General features: G+C 44.0%; 24 protein-coding genes. All 24 read left to right on the top strand.

The window, feature by feature from the left end:
- The first annotated feature begins 13 nt into the window (after nucleotides 1-13).
- Nucleotides 14-1039, top strand: coding sequence for an NAD(P)H-dependent glycerol-3-phosphate dehydrogenase (locus tag AC58QT_RS07945; RefSeq protein WP_497408469.1), 1026 nt, complete (start codon nucleotides 14-16; stop codon nucleotides 1037-1039).
- A gap of 99 nt (nucleotides 1040-1138) precedes the next feature.
- A complete protein-coding gene (locus tag AC58QT_RS07940; protein WP_397340154.1) occupies nucleotides 1139-1420 on the top strand; it encodes a stage VI sporulation protein F in 282 nt (93 codons plus the stop codon).
- Nucleotides 1421-1636: 216 nt separating this feature from the next.
- Nucleotides 1637-1816, top strand: a complete 180-nt coding sequence (locus AC58QT_RS07935; protein ID WP_497282142.1) for a DUF2768 family protein — start codon at nucleotides 1637-1639, stop codon at nucleotides 1814-1816.
- A 21-nt stretch (nucleotides 1817-1837) separates the two neighbouring features.
- Entirely contained in the window at nucleotides 1838-2131 is a 294-nt protein-coding gene (locus AC58QT_RS07930; RefSeq protein ID WP_497408468.1) for a 2Fe-2S iron-sulfur cluster-binding protein, read from the top strand.
- Nucleotides 2132-2156: 25 nt separating this feature from the next.
- Nucleotides 2157-2747, top strand: a complete 591-nt coding sequence (locus AC58QT_RS07925) for a nucleotidyltransferase domain-containing protein (RefSeq protein WP_497408467.1) — start codon at nucleotides 2157-2159, stop codon at nucleotides 2745-2747.
- A 30-nt stretch (nucleotides 2748-2777) separates the two neighbouring features.
- The gene (locus AC58QT_RS07920; RefSeq protein WP_497408466.1) at nucleotides 2778-3128 is read left to right on the top strand and encodes a 2Fe-2S iron-sulfur cluster-binding protein; all 351 of its coding nucleotides are present in this window, start codon (nucleotides 2778-2780) and stop codon (nucleotides 3126-3128) included.
- Between the two features lie 21 nt (nucleotides 3129-3149).
- Nucleotides 3150-3893, top strand: coding sequence for a YphF family lipoprotein (locus AC58QT_RS07915; RefSeq protein WP_497408465.1), 744 nt, complete (start codon nucleotides 3150-3152; stop codon nucleotides 3891-3893).
- Between the two features lie 250 nt (nucleotides 3894-4143).
- Complete coding sequence (gene spoIVA, locus AC58QT_RS07910) at nucleotides 4144-5622, top strand: stage IV sporulation protein A (protein WP_056614411.1); 1479 nt, start codon at nucleotides 4144-4146, stop codon at nucleotides 5620-5622.
- A gap of 248 nt (nucleotides 5623-5870) precedes the next feature.
- Nucleotides 5871-6143: an HU family DNA-binding protein gene (locus AC58QT_RS07905; RefSeq protein WP_056614405.1), complete on the top strand. Its 273-nt coding sequence runs from the start codon at nucleotides 5871-5873 to the stop codon at nucleotides 6141-6143.
- Nucleotides 6144-6323: 180 nt separating this feature from the next.
- Nucleotides 6324-7250, top strand: a complete 927-nt coding sequence (locus AC58QT_RS07900) for a phosphatase PAP2 family protein (RefSeq protein ID WP_497408464.1) — start codon at nucleotides 6324-6326, stop codon at nucleotides 7248-7250.
- A gap of 76 nt (nucleotides 7251-7326) precedes the next feature.
- A complete protein-coding gene (mtrB, locus tag AC58QT_RS07895) occupies nucleotides 7327-7590 on the top strand; it encodes a trp RNA-binding attenuation protein MtrB (RefSeq protein WP_310223465.1) in 264 nt (87 codons plus the stop codon).
- A 144-nt stretch (nucleotides 7591-7734) separates the two neighbouring features.
- A complete protein-coding gene (locus tag AC58QT_RS07890) occupies nucleotides 7735-8268 on the top strand; it encodes a hypothetical protein (protein ID WP_310223467.1) in 534 nt (177 codons plus the stop codon).
- Between the two features lie 99 nt (nucleotides 8269-8367).
- On the top strand, nucleotides 8368-9234 hold the full coding sequence (locus AC58QT_RS07885) for a heptaprenyl diphosphate synthase component 1 (RefSeq protein ID WP_497408463.1): 867 nt from the start codon (nucleotides 8368-8370) through the stop codon (nucleotides 9232-9234).
- A gap of 22 nt (nucleotides 9235-9256) precedes the next feature.
- Nucleotides 9257-10012, top strand: a complete 756-nt coding sequence (locus AC58QT_RS07880; protein ID WP_497282130.1) for a demethylmenaquinone methyltransferase — start codon at nucleotides 9257-9259, stop codon at nucleotides 10010-10012.
- 6 nt (nucleotides 10013-10018) lie between these two features.
- A complete protein-coding gene (locus AC58QT_RS07875) occupies nucleotides 10019-10894 on the top strand; it encodes a UbiA-like polyprenyltransferase (RefSeq protein ID WP_497408462.1) in 876 nt (291 codons plus the stop codon).
- A complete protein-coding gene (locus AC58QT_RS07870; RefSeq protein WP_497408461.1) occupies nucleotides 10891-11505 on the top strand; it encodes a UbiX family flavin prenyltransferase in 615 nt (204 codons plus the stop codon). Before AC58QT_RS07875 ends, AC58QT_RS07870 begins: the two co-directional genes overlap by 4 nt.
- Nucleotides 11486-12349, top strand: a complete 864-nt coding sequence (locus tag AC58QT_RS07865; protein ID WP_497408460.1) for a menaquinone biosynthetic enzyme MqnA/MqnD family protein — start codon at nucleotides 11486-11488, stop codon at nucleotides 12347-12349. Before AC58QT_RS07870 ends, AC58QT_RS07865 begins: the two co-directional genes overlap by 20 nt.
- Complete coding sequence (locus AC58QT_RS07860) at nucleotides 12346-13323, top strand: polyprenyl synthetase family protein (RefSeq protein ID WP_310223479.1); 978 nt, start codon at nucleotides 12346-12348, stop codon at nucleotides 13321-13323. The genes AC58QT_RS07865 and AC58QT_RS07860 overlap by 4 nt, the downstream gene beginning before the upstream one ends.
- Nucleotides 13324-13429: 106 nt before the next feature.
- A complete protein-coding gene (gene ndk / locus AC58QT_RS07855) occupies nucleotides 13430-13873 on the top strand; it encodes a nucleoside-diphosphate kinase (protein WP_310223481.1) in 444 nt (147 codons plus the stop codon).
- Nucleotides 13874-14000: 127 nt separating this feature from the next.
- Nucleotides 14001-14783: a CheR family methyltransferase gene (locus AC58QT_RS07850; protein WP_497408459.1), complete on the top strand. Its 783-nt coding sequence runs from the start codon at nucleotides 14001-14003 to the stop codon at nucleotides 14781-14783.
- Between the two features lie 92 nt (nucleotides 14784-14875).
- The gene (locus AC58QT_RS07845; RefSeq protein WP_310223485.1) at nucleotides 14876-15040 is read left to right on the top strand and encodes a hypothetical protein; all 165 of its coding nucleotides are present in this window, start codon (nucleotides 14876-14878) and stop codon (nucleotides 15038-15040) included.
- A gap of 267 nt (nucleotides 15041-15307) precedes the next feature.
- Nucleotides 15308-16471: a chorismate synthase gene (aroC, locus tag AC58QT_RS07840; RefSeq protein WP_310223487.1), complete on the top strand. Its 1164-nt coding sequence runs from the start codon at nucleotides 15308-15310 to the stop codon at nucleotides 16469-16471.
- Nucleotide 16472: 1 nt separating this feature from the next.
- Nucleotides 16473-17567, top strand: coding sequence for a 3-dehydroquinate synthase (aroB, locus tag AC58QT_RS07835; protein ID WP_497408458.1), 1095 nt, complete (start codon nucleotides 16473-16475; stop codon nucleotides 17565-17567).
- Nucleotides 17568-17570: 3 nt separating this feature from the next.
- Complete coding sequence (gene aroH, locus AC58QT_RS07830) at nucleotides 17571-17957, top strand: chorismate mutase (RefSeq protein ID WP_497408457.1); 387 nt, start codon at nucleotides 17571-17573, stop codon at nucleotides 17955-17957.
- Nucleotides 17958-18246: the final 289 nt, after the last annotated feature.

Genomic DNA, 18246 nt, shown 5'->3' with positions numbered 1-18246 from the left:
AGGAGGGGTAACCGTGACACAAAAAGTATCGGTCCTTGTCGCTGGAAGTTGGGGGACGGCACTCGCCTCGGTATTGGCGGATAATGGGAAAGAAGTACGGCTATGGTCTCGTAATGAAGAACAAGTAGTGGAAATCAATGAAAAGCATACGAACAGTCGTTTTCTCAAGGAGATCACGCTTTCTCCATCGATTATAGCAACGAATTCGTTGCAAGATGCTGTGCAGGATGCGGATGCGATCATCATGGTTGTGCCTTCTTCAGGCATGCGTGAGGTGGCATCTAGAATGCGTCCTTTTCTGAAGAAAGAGACTCTCATCATTCACGCCACGAAGGGCTTTGAAACGGGAACGCTGAAGCGTATGACTGAAGTGCTTGCCGACGAGTTGCCAGAAATGGATCCAAAACGTTTTGTCGTTCTTTCGGGACCTAGTCATGCGGAAGAGGTCATTTGCAAAATGCCGACAACCGTTGTAGTCGCTGCGGAGGATTTACAAGCTGCTGAGGCTGCTCAGGACTTGCTTATTACGCAATACTTCCGAGTCTATACGAATCCGGATGTAACCGGTGTTGAAGTAGGCGGTGCTCTGAAGAATATTATCGGTCTTGGTGCCGGGCTGACGGATGGTTTGGATTTTGGCGATAATGCGAAAGCGGCGCTTGTGACGAGGGGGCTCGCAGAAATTACGCGGCTAGGCACAGCGATGGGGGCGAACCCGCTTACTTTTGCAGGATTAGCTGGCATTGGTGATTTGATCGCTACATGTACAAGTAGACACAGTCGTAATTGGCGGGCTGGCAATAAATTGGCTAAAGGTATTCCTCTAGATGAGGTACTCCAAGAGATGGGCATGGTTGTGGAAGGCGTCAAGACGACGAAAGCAGCCTATGATCTTGCAACCCGTTATGAGGTCACAATGCCAATTACAAATGAATTACATAATGTGTTATTCGAGGGGAAATCTCCACAGTTGGCAGCGCGCGATCTAATGGGCCGTGTGCGTACGCACGAGATGGAAGAATTGCCGATGACCCGCTAAAACAAAAGGTTATAGATAGCCTACACCAGATCTTCTCCGCGTTCATACTATACCCTATCAGTAGTTCTACACAGTTTAGGGTATAGGGAGGCGGCACAGTTGGCGAATAAAGATATGTCTAAGGACGTATTAGGAATAGTCAAGAAGAAGACTGGAAAATCCGTAACATCAAAAGATATCGAAAAAATTGCAAGTGGAGTGAAACCTTCTACTTTGCAGAGTGAAGTTCAATTAAGAGCGCTCATTAAACAGGTTTCTGGATTAGTGAATGTCAAGGTATCGGAAGAAACGATTAATGATATCATTCAAGCTGTGAAAAGCAGTAAACTAGACACCAACAATATGCAGCAATTAATGAGCATGATGATGGGTAAGAAATGAGAAAACCTCTATCGAGGCATTTCGAAGATGAGCGACCGCGTTTAGAGGAAGGTTTTATCGCCAATAATAAAGCAGGTTTTCGGGTACCGAAAAACTTATGCTTTATTATGTGGTAAGAAGCATAAAGGGGACCTCGTCCCCTTTATGCTTTTTTCTTGTTTTGTGCTATACTTACATGTGTTTCATTTTATGATTTTTACATAAGGAGTTTAGAATATGTCATCTTTAGACAAAATGTGGGCCTCATTTGTAGCCATGGGATTGATGGTTGTTGCATCCTTTCTAATTTCATATGCACGAACAAGAACAAACGGATGGTGGCGTGGTGTTTTATCGCTGATTGCCTTTTTGATGTTTATCCCAATATTGCTATTTATGCTGTCTTCTTTGTTTTAAACAACTAGAGGGGAGATCATCATGTTAGAGTTGAAAACACGCAAAACGCAAATTAAATTAACGCCGGAAACAGGCTTAACCATTCTGGATCATGCCTTGAAGGCAGATGTGGAATGGGGCTTCTCCTGCACGCGAGGAACTTGCGCAAGATGCCGCTGTTATGTAGCAGAGGGCCGTGAATTGCTTTCTGAAGCATCAGAGGCAGAGGAAGATCGTCTAGAGCCAGAAGAGCTTGAACAAGGCTACAGACTAGCCTGTCAATGCGTAGTGAAGCAAGAAGGTACGATTTCAGTGACACATAAACCTTATTTTTAAAAATTACTGCCTGAAAGGTGTGGGCATGATGAAACTGCTGGAGCCACTACTCCCGTCGATTTCGACTATTCATACTCGGTTACAGCAAGCTCACAATGTGCAATGGTTGATTGGTGGTAGCTGTGGTTTACTCCTGCACAACGTCGATATCGGGAGAACACCTAGAGATTTGGATATCTATATCGATCTGAAGGATGTTCATACGGTGCATATGTTGCTTGAACCTTACGCGACGGATCGTCCGGAATTGAGTGAAACCTCCATATATGCGTCTATCCTTAGTCACTATAACATCGAGGGGCATCTCGTTGAAGTTGTTGGTGATTTTAAAGTAAAAGCCTTAGATTCGATGTATCAGGTCGAAGTCAGCTACTTAAGGGAAAACTTCTATTCCCCTGCCTATGTCGACGGACAAGAGGTTCCACGTATGCCGCTCGCGCATGAGTTTCTCTTCAATGTACTGCGCAATAGGCCAGATCGCTATGAACCGATTCTTAGGAGCATGAAAGCATATCCTGAGCAACATATGAAGGCTTTGCGTGAATTATTAAACCGGAATCAATGGGGTCATGAATTTCAGGAAAAGATGAACGAAATGCTAGATTGGAACCGATAGTCAGATAGACGGTCCGCTAAGAAGGTGACGATGATGAGTATCTATGAGGTTCATTTTTGGCCAGATAATAAAAAAATCAAAGTGAGAACTGGGACATCTTTATTGGATGCTGGCAATCGGGCGAAGGTCCATATCCGTACGCGATGCGGAGCAAAGGCTGCCTGTTTAATGTGCAAAGTGAAGGTGAACGATCAAAGTGGTCTTGCTCCAATGAATACGAACGAACGCTTGAAGCTAGGTTCCTTGGTCCATGAGGGAGTGCGACTTGCCTGTCAGGCGCGTGTAACAGGTGCTGTTGAGGTTCACATTCCAGAGGATCCGTTAAAGGCAGCCATTCGTGCACAACTTGCGAGACAAGCCGAAGACAATGACTTATTTTAGATGGGATAGGATGGTTGAGTTGTGACAATAAATCGAAGATGGACCCAAGGTAGAAGCTTGCTTCTGGCGCTTATCTTGGTTATTTTGCTTACAGGCTGTGCCTACCCGCAAGAGCTCCGAAAAGAAAATCAGATTAATCCCGCTGAATTTATTACTGTTGTTCAGCAGGCTGTCGATACCTTTCACACGAAGTCAGGCGTGCTTCCCATTAAAAATAGCGAGATGTCTACGCCACTCTATGAGAAATATGTGATTGATTTTCCGAAGCTGAAAAAAATGAATCTACTGAGTACGGTGCCAGCAAATGCTTTTGAAAGCGGGGGGGTATTCATCTATGTACTCGTGGACGCCGAAACGAAGCCCGTTGTAAAGCTGATGGACCTATCCGCCTATCAAAGTGTGGAAGATGTTCAGAAGAAAGTGAATGACTACATTGTGAAGCATGGCGGCAACATGCCGCAAACGGTATCGCAGAATGACGCATATGCTTATGTTGATTTCAAGTTGCTAGGGATGAAGCAACCCGAGATTAAGTCGGTCTATAATCGGAAAAATGCGATAACGTATATATTAAATAAGCAAACGGGTGAAGTTTCCATTGATTATGCGATGGATATTAACACATTTATTCAGAATAATGCATTAACCAATTCGTTGAAGCCAGATCAGGATTTAAGGCAGATTCTCGTAGAAAAATCTTATTTTGTACCGATTCGAAGCGTTGCCTATGCCTGGCAGGATAATCAACCTATGCCGCAAAAGTAATTATACAACTAACCTCCTCCAAAACTGGTGGAGGTTTTTTTGTCTTTATAGAATAAGCGCAACCGACAGATCATATATTCTTTCGAAAGCCGTATGTGCTTCATAAAATATGAGCGAAAAAAAGTTGAAACGCATCTATCATATTTCTATCGAAAGTACATATATTTTTACTAGTCCAAATGAATGTACGAGTAGTCAATTGTTACCGTCATTAGCGTCAGTTGACGACCAAACTGTAGGAGGGATTCTCTTGGAGAAAGTGGATATCTTTAAGGACATTGCAGAACGAACGGGAGGGGACATTTACCTGGGGGTTGTCGGAGCAGTCCGGACAGGGAAATCAACCTTTATTAAGCGTTTTGTGGAATCTGTAGTGCTGCCGAACATTCAAAGCGAAGCGGATAGGATCCGGGCTACCGATGAACTCCCGCAGAGCGCTGCTGGCCGCACGATTATGACAACGGAGCCGAAATTCGTACCGAATACGGCGGTTCAAATTTCTGTGGCCGAGGGGCTGAACGTCAATGTTCGCCTTGTTGATTGTGTTGGGTATGCAGTCGATGGCGCCAAAGGCTATGAAGACGAGAACGGACCTCGGATGATCAATACGCCATGGTTCGATGAGCCGATTCCTTTCCAAGAAGCGGCAGAAATCGGAACTCGGAAAGTCATTCAAGAGCACTCCACATTAGGAGTTGTAGTTACAACGGATGGCACGATTTCGGATATTCCGCGGTCTTCCTATGTTCTAGCAGAAGAAAGAGTTATTAATGAACTCAAAGAGGTCGGGAAACCGTTCATTGTGATCATTAACTCTCAGAAGCCGAACAGTGAGCCAGCACTTGAGCTGCGCAGCGAGCTGCAAAGCCGCTATGATGTTCCTGTTGTGACAATGAGTGTAGCCAGCGCTGGAGAAGAAGAAATGGTCTCTGTGCTGCGTGAGGTGTTGTATGAGTTCCCAGTTCATGAAGTGAATGTGAACTTGCCTAGCTGGGTGATGGTGCTGGATGAGAATCATTGGCTGCGCACACAGTTCGAAGCATCCGTTCGCGATACGGTACAGGATATCAGACGCTTACGTGATGTTGACAGAGTTGTCAGTCAATTTGCTGAATATGAGTTTATCGACAAGGCGGCATTGGCTGGCCTGAATATGGGTCAGGGTGTAGCTGAGATTGATCTCTTTGCACCGGATGAACTCTATGACCGGATTCTCGTTGAGGTCGTGGGTGTCGAAATTCGCGGGAAGGATCATCTCCTTCAGCTCATGCAGGATTTCACACATGCGAAGAGGGAATATGATCAGTTCGCTGAAGCCCTAGAGATGGTCAAAACAACCGGCTACGGGATAGCGCCTCCTACGTTAGCGGAGATGGCGCTGGATGAGCCTGAGTTGATCCGCCAAGGCTCCAGATTCGGTGTTCGCTTGAGAGCTACCGCGCCTTCCATCCATATGATTCGTGTGGATGTTGAATCCGAATTCTCACCGATTATCGGAACGGAAAAACAAAGCGAAGAGCTTGTGCGCTATCTGATGCAGGACTTCGAGGATAATCCGCTGAAGATTTGGGAGTCTGATATCTTTGGAAGATCACTGCACTCGATTGTGCGAGAAGGTATTCAAGGTAAGCTTGCCCAAATGCCGGATAACGCGAGATACAAACTTCAAGAAACACTGGGCCGTATCATTAACGAAGGCTCTGGTGGCTTGATTGCCATTATTTTGTAGGTAAATATGGACGAAAAAACACTCGAAAGAGTGTTTTTTGTCGTTTCTTAGCGGAAAGCCCCACATAAAATGGAAATAGATACTTGAAATTGCTCCCTGAGTGTATTACTATGAATTTATTCGTCTGCTTTCAAAGTTCATTTTGCTTAGAAAATCAACGATTTTTCAGCGGTTTATGTATAATTTCTGAGAAAACGGTGAAAACAGGAAGTAACGGAAGTGAGAAATTTTGGGGGGAGGTGAATGGCATGAATAAATCTGAATTGATCAACAAAGTTGCGGAAACATCTGAGCTTTCCAAGAAAGACGCAACGAAAGCAGTAGATGCTGTTTTTGATGCAATTTCTGAAGCATTGCAAGGTGGAGATAAAGTGCAATTGGTTGGATTTGGTAACTTCGAAGTTCGTGAACGTTCTGCTCGTAAAGGACGCAATCCACAGACTGGTGGAGAAATTGATATCCCAGCAAGCAAAATCCCAGCTTTCAAACCTGGTAAAGCACTTAAAGATGGCATTCAATAATTTGTATTTATACATAGGATTGAACGTTACATAATTATAAAGCCGTGGCCCCGGAATGGGGGTACGGCTTTATTTGTTTTCCCTTAATATGGCTTTACAATTTGAAATTCTCCTACTATAATTTCAGTGGGAATAGATGTCTAGAATTTCTTTTCTTGGAAGACGTAGGGGGTACCGATTGTGAATAAGTTGAAGTTGAATGAGCTTGTGAAGTCACAGGATTGGACGATGTTTGGTATTATCGCTTCGATTTACTTGATCTGGCGTATTGGGACCGTTGGCAACTGGAGTACAGAATGCTGGATATTGTTATGTATCTGTCTGTTAGGTGTTCGGAAGGATCAGATTGACGTGGATTGGAAACGCTTTTTTATGATTGGAATCCCGCTATTGGGTATTTTTTATTATTTTTATGGGACAGGGAACGGATTCTGGTGGAAGATCGCCAACTGGATGTTTGAAAATAATCGCCACCCCTGGCGCTGGGATGGTTATATGAATGCCATTCCGCTGAACTCTGGTGGATGGGCCAGATGGATTTCTAATCCTTTTCTAGATCGAGCGATGGTATGGGTGTATAACTACGGCTTTGTGCTTTCGCTTTGGATTTGTATTGTGAGAAGCTTTTGGACACGCAGTGTGAAAAAAATGCTGTCCTATGCGCTGTCGGGACATATGCTGCAATTTCCGCTCATTTTGCCATTCTACAATCTCATCCTGCTTCATGAAGTGTGGTATGTAAATAAACAACCAGATTTGCTGCATCGTGTATTCGCGGATGAGAATTCGCTGCTAGTAGCCGTCATGAATTGTTTTCCTAGTATGCATACCTCTATTTCATTTGCCATGCTGCTTCTGGCACTTCGTGAGAAGGACCGTATTTTTAAATACATGATGGTTACCTATTGCTCAGCGATTATTTTCTCAACGTTATATTTACAAATTCATTGGGTCATTGATGTTTGCGCAGGCATGTTATTCGCATATGGAACAGTGAAATTAACGGATCTCATCATTAGACTAGGAACCACACATGTGGTGCCAGCTAAATTCAAACATTTTTACCGAAAACGCACAAATTCAACATCTGCTGAAATATCCCTCTAGGACATGTTGACTTCCGGTTACTATTTTTGGCATCATTAGATATAGGGATCAAGGATAGGGAGAACGGAGGATAACGATGGAACAATCGAATAAATCGAATCAGCCCAACCAGTCGAACACGAACTCGAATGGTAATGAATACTTCGTGATTAAAGCCAAAGACAATGGTGTTCATGTGATTGGACTCACACGTGGACAAGACACACGTTTTCATCATACAGAGAAGCTGGATAAGGGCGAAGTCATGATTGCTCAGTTTACGGAGCATACCTCCGCGGTAAAAGTGAGAGGTAAGGCATTGATTATGACGAAGTTTGGAACGATCGATACAGAAGAGTAAGAGTGAATCAACAAATAAGTGTTGTTATTTGGACAAAAGCAGGCATAGCCTGCTTTTTTTATTTGTACAATGGTGTATAGGACTTGTCATTGGGAATAACCTGTGGGTTATTCGGCTCCTGCATATGCTTAGGAGGTGTTGAATGTGAAATGGTCGATGCGCATTGTGATGACGCTTGGTATTTCTGTTGTTGTTGCGATAAGTTTATCCATGCTGCCGAAGATGGATCTTTCTTCAGGCTTGAGTTCTGCTTACACGTGGTCCAATAATCGAGGCGGTCAGTTGACTGAGAATAATCTAGCGGATCTGCTCGTTCAAATTCCGCTGCAGCTGCGGATTCGGAAGGTGGAGCTGAGTGCAACACGATTGTCACTGGACTTGAGCTTGCCCAAAAATGCGGATACGATTGCCGTTTACCGGGACTTATATACCATTGCCCAGACGATGCTTATCAATACGAAGAATGTAGATCAAGTATGGGTACGCATTATCGATTATTCAGGAGCTGCAGATACAACTTCAACACAGCTCGTCCTTGCTATGGTAGCTCAGCGAGAATATGGAAAGGATATGGAGAAGAAACCTTCTGAATTAAGTTTAATTCAATTGGAGCAGGAGTTGCAGAACCGCTTTCGAATCACATATACCTCTAAATGGCAGCAAAAATATCCGCTATAATTTATTGTGCTTCTATTAACTTGTTATGCTATAATAATTTGGATTGAGACATCGAGGTTTATAAAATGAGATTTGGCATACGGTTACGGAGGCTTTTGCATGAATTCTTATCGGATCCCTGAGATCGCTAAGCAGTACACGGAGTATGATATGATCCAAATTCACACAGACTTGCCCGATTTTCCTGAGTTGCGCACACGTCTGTTGTTTGCATTCTTGAATGAAGATAACAAACTAAGTTCATTAAGTGAATTATTTACCTTAGCTACTGCACTTGTCCAGCTTGGCCTCGATACCCATGATCTTGTGACTGCATCCAATGAAGTCAAGGAGAAGAAGGCATCCAGATCAAGGCAGTTGAAGGTGCTGGCTGGGGACTACTTTAGTGCCAGATTTTATCATCTCCTAGCTAAAACGGGACAGATCGATATGATTAAGCAACTCTCGAATGCGATCTGTGAAGTCAATCGGCTGAAGATGAGCAGCTATATGAAAATGAAACAGCTGAAACTGACGGCAGAAGATTACATTCACCATATGGTGGAAATCAAATCTCAGCTGTTTTTGTCTTTTTCAGAAGTCATGTCCGAAACACACAAGCCAGCATGGCCTGATATTTTGAGAAGCTTTGTGAGATGTGAATTATTATTTAATGAAATTTTCTGTATGGAGTCAACTTCGAAGTTCAGAGGTAGCTGGGGATACTGGCATATTAACCAGAATGGCACCAAAGAAGAGCGAAAGCAGCTGCAAGTTGAAGAAGTTGATACAACAAAGGTTCGCACTCTTTTGCATAAATACAGTATCTCTTCGCAATTGTATCAATTGCTTAACATTCAGACCAAGCAATTGCAGGACTATATTAAGAAGCTTGATTCGGACAGGCTACAAAGTGAACTCTTTCACATGGGAGAGCCCTTTTTACGATGGACTGGGGAGAAGCCCAAAGTATTAGAAGAAATTTGAGGGGATTAAGGGGACCTGGGTAATGAGTGTAAGTAAAACAAATACCGACAACAAAAAAGCTAAGAGCAAAGAAGAGTTTGTTCATGGTGTCTTTGAAAGTATCGCACCTAAGTATGATTTGATGAATAATATTATTAGTTTTAACCGGCATAAAGCATGGCGCAAATTTGCGATGAAGAAGATGAATGTACAGCCAGGGGATACAGCAATCGATCTATGCTGTGGTACATGTGACTGGACAATTAGTCTTGCGCAAGCCAGTGGTACTGGGAAAATGGTTGGCTTAGATTTCAGCCAGAACATGCTGGATTTTGGAGCGGAGAAAGTAAAACAATTGCGCTTAGATCAACAGATCGAGCTTATACAAGGAAATGCGATGAGTCTTCCGTTTGACGACAATACTTTTGACTTTGCCACAATCGGGTTTGCCCTGCGTAATGTTCCCGATCTAGAACAAGTCATTAGAGAAATGCAACGTGTCGTTAAGCCCGGAGGGCTAGTTGTGTCTTTAGAGCTATCTAAACCAACCTGGCAGCCGTTCAAGTCCTTATACTATATCTATTTCCGGCATATCATGCCTTTCCTTGGTAAATTGATTGTCAAAAAATATGAGCAATACAAATGGTTACCGGAGTCCCTAATTACATTTCCAGATCATAAACAACTTGCAGCGATCTTCGCAAAGAATGGTTTAGATCAGGTACAAGCCCACCCGCTCTTTGGCGGTGTTGCAGCCTTACATGTAGGGACTAAAGGTAAAACGAAATCAGGAGTGTAACAGCATATGTTTACTAAATTGAAGATTTTTCTTGAAATGATTAAATTCGAACACAGCGTGTTTGCCTTACCCTTTGCCTTCATGGGAGCTATTCTTGGTTCCGTAGTACTAAATGGGCATCTGCCGAGTTGGGCGCAAATAGGTTGGATTACGTTAGCTATGGTAGGGGCAAGAACTGCCGCGATGGCGTTGAATCGTGTTATTGACCAAGCGATTGACAAACGAAATCCTCGGACGGTGAATCGTGCTATTCCTGCCGGGCTTATTTCAGTCCCACAAGTCATTATCTATATCATTATCTCGTTTGCAGTACTTTTCTGGGCAACCTATCATCTAAGCACATTGTCAATGAAGCTGCTTCCTATAGCTGTATTCTTTCTTGTCATTTATTCGTATACCAAAAGATTCACATGGACCTGCCATTTCGTTCTTGGCTTGACGCTAGGTCTTGCTCCATTAGGCGGCTGGATTGCGGTTACTGGTCAATTTACGTGGTCTTCGATCATCTTTTTCCTAACGGTTGCTTGTTGGAGCGCTGGATTTGACCTGATTTACGCTTGTCAGGATGCAGATTTTGATCGTAAAGAAGGATTACATTCCCTGCCTAGTCGATTTGGCATTAAAGCAGCTTTGCAAACAGCTCGTGTGCTTCATGTTCTAACCGCAATCGGATTAGTCTCCTTATTCTTTATCACGCACTTGAGTTGGTTGTATTTAGTCGGGCTAGTTATTGCTTATATCTTGCTGTTTAAAGAACATAGACTCGTTACACCACAGGATTTATCCAAATTAAACACGGCTTTCTTCACGATGAATGGTGTTTTAAGTTTAGTTATGTTCACATTCACATTACTTGATGTCTTAGTAAGCCAACACTCATGAGCAGCGGAAACTGGGTTATTGGAATTACGGGTGCGAGTGGAGCTATTTATGGCGTACGGTTGTGTGAAGTGTTGTTGGATCTTGGTTTAGATGTACATCTTATTATTACGGATGCTGGGTGGCGTGTCCTGCAGGACGAGTTGGACTGGAGCGTCACGAAACGTCAGGATGTCCTCGAAAAGCAATTCGGGGGACGAGCAGGTTCGTATGAATATCATCCCGTAGCGAATATAGGTGCGACAGTTGCCAGCGGTTCATTTCGAACCAAGGGGATGGTTGTCATTCCATGTTCAATGGGGACGTTATCCGGTATCGCGCATGGATCATCCGATAACTTACTTGAACGTACCGCGGATGTCATGTTAAAAGAAGGAAGAAAATTAATTCTGGTGCCAAGGGAAACACCTTTGCATGCTATACATTTAGAAAATATGCTTACCCTAACAAGAATGGGTGTGCGAATGATTCCGGCTATGCCAGCCTTCTATAATCATCCGCGCTCAATCGATGAGATGGTTGATTTTTTGGTAGGCAAAGTAATGGATAGTATGGAGATTGAACATTCCTTGTACCGGAGATGGGGAGATACGAATGAGCAACCTAGACCCTAAAATCCGAATTGGTCGAATCAACTATACAAATGTATGGCCGATCTATTATTATTTTCCAGAATTGATGAACAGTTCGGAAGTCGATATTATTGAGCAAGTCCCTACATCACTCAATCAAGCAATGGCGGAAGGCCGTATTGATATGGGGCCAATTTCTTCTTTTTCATATGGACAATATTTTGAAGATTATATGCTTTTCCCTGACCTATCCGTTAGCTCATATGGTGAAGTGAATTCAATCCTGTTATTCCATGACAAACCACTGCGTGAAATCGTAAACGGGAAGATCATCCTTCCGACGACATCAGCAACGTCTGTGAATTTACTGAAAATCATTATTGAGAAGTTTTATAATGGCAAACCGACGTATGAGTATGCGAAGCCAAGCTTGGATCAAATGATGGAGGGAGCAGATGCTGCACTCCTCATTGGGGACGACGCGATCAAGGAAAGTTGGCGTAATCAAAAGTATATGATTACTGATCTCGGTCAAGAATGGGCCAAATGGACAGGGAAATGGATGTCATTTGCCGTCTGGGCAATTCGTAAGGAAACGATTCGTAAATATCCTGAGCTTGTAGCTTCCGTATATGAGGCATTCAAAGCAAGTAAAGAAAAAGCGCATCGCGATCCGACATTCATGATAAAAGAGGCGCAAGCTACCGTTGGCGGCAACGCGGATTATTGGCATCATTATTTTCATACATTGTGTTATGATTTCGCGGCTGAACAGTGGGAAGGACTTACTTCGTATTATCAGTACTGTTACGAGCTAGGTTTCTTACCCAAACCAGTTCAAATAGGCATTTGGGAAGATAATAAAGTGGCACGGGTGACAGAATGAAAAACTTGTTGGATATTTATTCTAGAAAAAGAAGAGATATTTCAGCGATCGAGAAAGAACTCGAAGAGAGTGTTAATAACGATCATTCTTTACTAAGAGAAACCTCGATCCATCTACTTAAAGCGGGAGGGAAACGGATTAGACCCGTTTTCGTCCTGTTATCAGGTGAATTTGGCAATTATCAACTGCAAACGATGAAAAACGTAGCCGTGCCATTAGAGCTGATCCATATGGCCTCCCTTGTCCATGATGATGTTATCGATGACGCGAACACGCGGCGCGGCCAATTGACGGTACGCTCCAAATGGGATAATCGCATTGCTATGTTTACGGGTGATTATATTTTTGCAAGAGCGCTGGGTGTGATTACACAGATCCCGAACCCCAAAGTTCATCAGATTATGTCCAAAGCGATTGTGGAAATGTCCATTGGCGAGATGGAACAGATTCGATTTTTCTTTCATTCGGAACAAACCATTCGTGACTATTTATTGCGAATTCGTCGTAAAACTGCTTTATTAATTGCGATTTCATGTCAATTAGGAGCGATGGCATCAGGGGCTTCTGATCAGGTGAGCACTAAATTGTATAATTTTGGCTATAATGTAGGTATGGCCTTCCAAATTAGAGATGATATTCTGGATTTAATCGGAACGGAGAAGCAAATCGGGAAACCACCTGGGAGCGATGTCAAGCAGGGGAATATCACATTACCCGTTTTGCTGACCCTCCAAGATCCTGTTTTGAAGCCAATGATATTGACAGAACTGGATCGAATCCATAAACTGGATGGACAAACAGATGTGAGTCGATTCCTAGAAATGATCCGCGGCAGCGCTGGCATTAAGGAAGCCGATCGACTTTCTCAGCTTTATATTGATAAAGCGATTTCGTCGTTAGACAGCCTGCCAAATATCCAAGCGAAGAAGGATCTCATCGAAGTCGCGTATTTCATTGGGAATCGATCGTATTAACGTTAACGTGAAGTGGAAGCTAACGAAGTCAGTTTTCTGGCGAAAACTTAAGTGGATGCTTACGAAGTCAGTTTTCTGGCGAAAACTTTAAGGAGGTAGTCTTTCAATGGAAAAAACATTTCTCATGGTTAAACCAGATGGCGTGCAGCGGGGGCTTGTCGGCGAAATTGTTAAGCGCTTTGAACAAAAGGGTTTTCAATTGATTGGCAGCAAGCTGACGGTCATTACCCGTGAGCAAGCGGAGATACATTACGCAGAGCATAAAGGAAAAGATTTTTTCGAAAGACTTGTGAATTTTATTACATCAGGCCCTGTCTTTGCTATGGTATGGCATGGTGATCAAGTTATCACTTTGTCCCGAACGATGATTGGCAAAACCAATTCGCTGGAAGCCGCACCTGGAACCATTCGCGGAGATTACGCTGTACATACGAATCTCAATCTGATTCATGGGTCTGATTCACCTGAAAGCGCTGAACGTGAAATTAATAATTTCTTTCAGCCTAGTGAAATTCACATGTATACGAAAAACATACAAGAATGGATCTAACAACTACTTAATCAAAGAATCTGGTATCTGATGGGGATACAGGTTCTTTTTTGTTGTATTATGAAGGATTTTGGTAAATCCACACAGAATGTATCAGGGTAGATACTGATCAAGGTGGGTGGACAGCATGGAAGATCAAGATTTTTTACTATTTATTAAAAAGATAAAGGAACACACGTCCATTGATCTTGCGCTCTATAAAGAAGCGCAAATGAAGCGACGATTAACTACCTTGCGGATGAAGCGGGGTTACAATACGTTTATTTCTTTTTTCGAAGCTATGATGAAAGACAAAGAACTCTTCTATGAATTTCTGGATCGGATGACGATCAATGTTTCTGAGTTTTGGCGGAATCCGAATCGTTGGGAGCTCGTGGAGCAAAAATTTATTCCAGAAATGCTTAAACGAAATCGCCGGTTAAAAATTTGGAGTGCCGCCTGTTCGACAGGGGAAGAGCCATATACGTTAGCTATGATCTTAGCTGAGCAAGCAGCGCTGGGTGAGACGACCTTACACGCGACGGATATTGACGATGGCGCCTTAGAGAAAGCCCGTAAAGGCATGTATCTGGACCGCTCCGTGCGCGATGTTCCGCCTGCTTATGTGAAGAAATATTTTAAACAAGATGGTCTCATGTTTCATGTTTCAGATGAACTTAAAAAAGCGGTGAAATTCCAAAAGCAAAACTTGCTCGTAGACACGTTTGATAGCGGTTACGATCTTATCGTTTGCCGGAATGTTATTATCTATTTCACCGAAGAAGCGAAGCATGTCCTTTATCAGAAGTTTGCCAAAGCCCTTAAACCTGGCGGTCTACTTTTCGTCGGTTCCACTGAGCAAATCTTCTCACCTGGTCAATATGATTTAGAGGCAGCCGAAACGTTCTTTTATCGCAAAAAGGGTGTATAAGATCTTCCTATTCTTCCAATACTAAGATGTAGCAATGCAAAGTGAGAGAAATGTCGCGCTTTGAACAATGCATACACGCTTAGGGGGCTATCATGGACAAACGCAAGGTGATTACCGCTTATCGCAGAGGAATGATTTCCATTCAAGAATGTGCTCAAATTTTAGGAGTCGATTCCTCACAAATTACGGGTCTAATGAATGATCCTCAGCTTTGTGAGCCTCAGAGGGTTGTCCAGAAGCAGCCGATGCACGGGTAATACTAGCTCCTGTCTAGTTGATGACACGCTTACGCGGAAGGGAATGTCCCCGACCTGTGAAGCGTGTTTTTGCATTTGTGTTGTTGCCAAACCTGAATACCTATACTATAATGACAACAGATAATCGCGCGTCAAAGCGCTAAAGTGCTTGGTGCTGCAACATTCTCAACGTTAGCACACGAAGTAAGTATGCTCGGTTTTTCCATACTATTATGTTTATATACGGAGTTCGATGTTCTTCGTAAAATTCTTAGGGGGTAACGGATTGTGAGATATTTAACAGCAGGTGAAACGCATGGACCGCAGCTCACTGCGATTATTGAAGGGTTCCCGAGTAATGTAACCCTTAACTTTGAAGACTTGAACCATCAATTACATAGACGTCAAAAAGGCTATGGTCGTGGTCGTCGGATGCAAATCGAGAAAGATACAGCTACCATTGCAGGTGGTGTGCGCCACGGTAAAACGACAGGAGCACCAATCGCTTTAGTCGTTGTAAACAATGACTGGAAACATTGGACTTCGGTTATGGGTATCGAACCCGTTGAAGAAGATAATGAAGGTAAGCGTCGCGTCAATCGTCCTCGTCCTGGACATGCGGATTTAAACGGCGGACTTAAATATAATCAAAAAGATTTACGTAATATTTTGGAAAGATCCAGTGCGCGTGAAACAACAATGCGCGTTGCAACGGGGGCAGTAGCGCGTCAATTGCTAGCTGAGTTCGGGATCAAAGTAGCTGGCCAAGTTATTCGAATCGGGGATGTAGAAGTAGAGCGTCAAGAGCTTCCCGTTGATGAACTTATTCGTATTACGGAAGAATCTCCAGTTCGTGTAGTGGATAAAGAAGCAGAAGCCAAAATGATCGCTGCGATTGATGCTGCCAAAGAAGATGGCGATACATTGGGTGGTATTGTTGAAGTTATTATTGAAGGTGTGCCAGTTGGACTAGGCAGCCATGTTCAGTGGGATCGCAAATTGGATGGCAAAATTGCACAAGCAGTGCTTTCCATTCAAGCATTCAAAGGTGTTGAATTCGGTATTGGTTTTGAAGCAGCAGAGCGTAGAGGCTCCAATGTACATGACGAAATCTTGTACACGCAAGAAGAAGGCTTCAGACGCAGAACGAATCGTGCAGGCGGTTTTGAAGGTGGTATGACGACTGGCGAGCAAATCATCGTGCGCGGTGTTATGAAGCCAATCTCGACCTTGTACAAGCCATTGCAAAGCGTGGATATTGATACGAAAGAAGTATTCACAGCGCAAGTAGAGCGTTCCGACACTTGTGCCGTGCCAGCAGCAGGCGTGATTATGGAGAACGTAATTGCCTGGGAAGTGGCGAATGCTTTCTTGGATAAATTCGGCGGAGATTCCATCGAAGAAATTCGCACGAACTTAACGAATTTCCTCAAGCAAGTGGAGAACTACTAAGATGAGAGAACTTACCGTAGAGCTTGGAGAACGGTCTTATCCCATTTATATTGGCCAAGGCATTCTTACCAATATCACGGCGCTGTTCGACCGCGCGAAGCTTAGCCGCAAGTCGCCGCTGCTCATCGTCACCGACGAATCGGTGGCGGCACTACACTTGGAGCGCGTCCTGACGCTGCTCCGTGAAGGCGGCTTCGCCGCGACGGCCTGCGTCGTGCCCGCAGGCGAAACATCCAAATCCCTCGCGCAGCTCGAGGGAATCGTCACTGCCGCCCTCCAGGCCGGCCTTGATCGCAATTCTGCGATCATTGCCCTCGGAGGAGGCGTGGTCGGCGATCTCGCCGGCTTCGCCGCGGCGAGCTTCATGCGCGGGATCCGCTTCGTGCAGATCCCGACGACGATCCTTGCCCACGACAGCTCTGTCGGCGGCAAGGTAGCGGTCAATCACCCGATGGCGAAGAACATCATCGGGGCGTTTCACCAGCCGGAGCTAGTCCTCTTCGACATCGACTTGCTGTTGACTTTGCCTGAGCGCGAAGTGAAGGCAGGCCTGTCGGAAGTGATCAAGCATGGCTTGATCTGGGATGCCGCTTTTACGCAGTGGTGCGATGAAAACGCAGAGAAGTTGTTAGCGTTAGATCCAGAAGCGTTAAGTTATGCGCTTTATATAGGTTGTCAGGTGAAAGCGATCGTGGTATCACAGGATGAACGTGAGAATGATCTCCGTGCGATATTAAACCTCGGACATACGATCGGACATGCGTTGGAAGCCGTAGCTGGATATGGTGAGTTGCTGCACGGGGAGGCCATCGCTATTGGGATGGTTGGTGCTGCGAAGCTTGCTCAGCAGTTTGGCTACAGTGAAGAGATTCATACGGTGACCAAAGGTTTATTTGAGAAATATGGGCTGCCAGTAGCCATACCTTCGCATTTGGATACAGATCGCATTATGAGTGCCATGATGCATGATAAGAAGTTCAAAGAAGGTACGATGGTGTACATCATTCCTACCGAAATTGGTAAAGTCGAGATCCGCAAAGACGTAACGGCACAGCAAGTCAGAGAAATTGTTGACCTACTCAAAGGGGAGATTTAAGCGATGTACTTAAGGGGAATTCGTGGTGCAACGACGGTTGAACGTAACGAGGCAGAAGAAATTCTTGCGGCAACAAGCGAGCTTCTGCAAGCTATTATAGAGGCGAATGATTTCCGTCCTGAAGATATTGGATCTGTATTCATCACAGTAACAGCAGATATTACAGCGATATTTCCGGCAGTAGCGATTCGCTCGCTAGTAGGCTGGGAGCTGGTTCCATTAATGTGTTCATTGGAAGTTCCAGTGGAGAATGCACTTCCGAAATGTATTCGTCTAATGGTGCAAGTGAACACGACCAAAACCCAAGCGGAGATCAATCATGTGTATTTGAAAGAAGCGAAAGCGCTTCGACCTGATATTGTTAAATTGACAAATGAAGCTACGCGGTAGTATAGTGAATTTAGATGAGTTTAGGTTAGTAGAGCAGAGTTTAGTCGAGTAGAGCAGAGCCGAGTTGAGATGAGAAAAAGTAAAGTAGCCGCTGTATGACCATAGGTTCGTTCCCATAGGGGATCGTCTATTTACTCATACCTAGCCCTCATTATTTTTTTTCACATTCATCCTGATCGTCTACTGAAACTAAAGTCAACCTCTACCCCTGGTAGAGGTTTTTTTGTATTCGAATAGAGTTTTGAGCGCCGCAAAGACGAGTAGCTCACAAGCTGAGAGGGGATGTTTC

This window comes from Paenibacillus sp. J31R109, assembly GCF_059692055.1.
The sequence above is the reverse complement of the archived record's forward strand: the minus strand, read 5'-3'. Positions and strand labels throughout refer to the sequence as shown.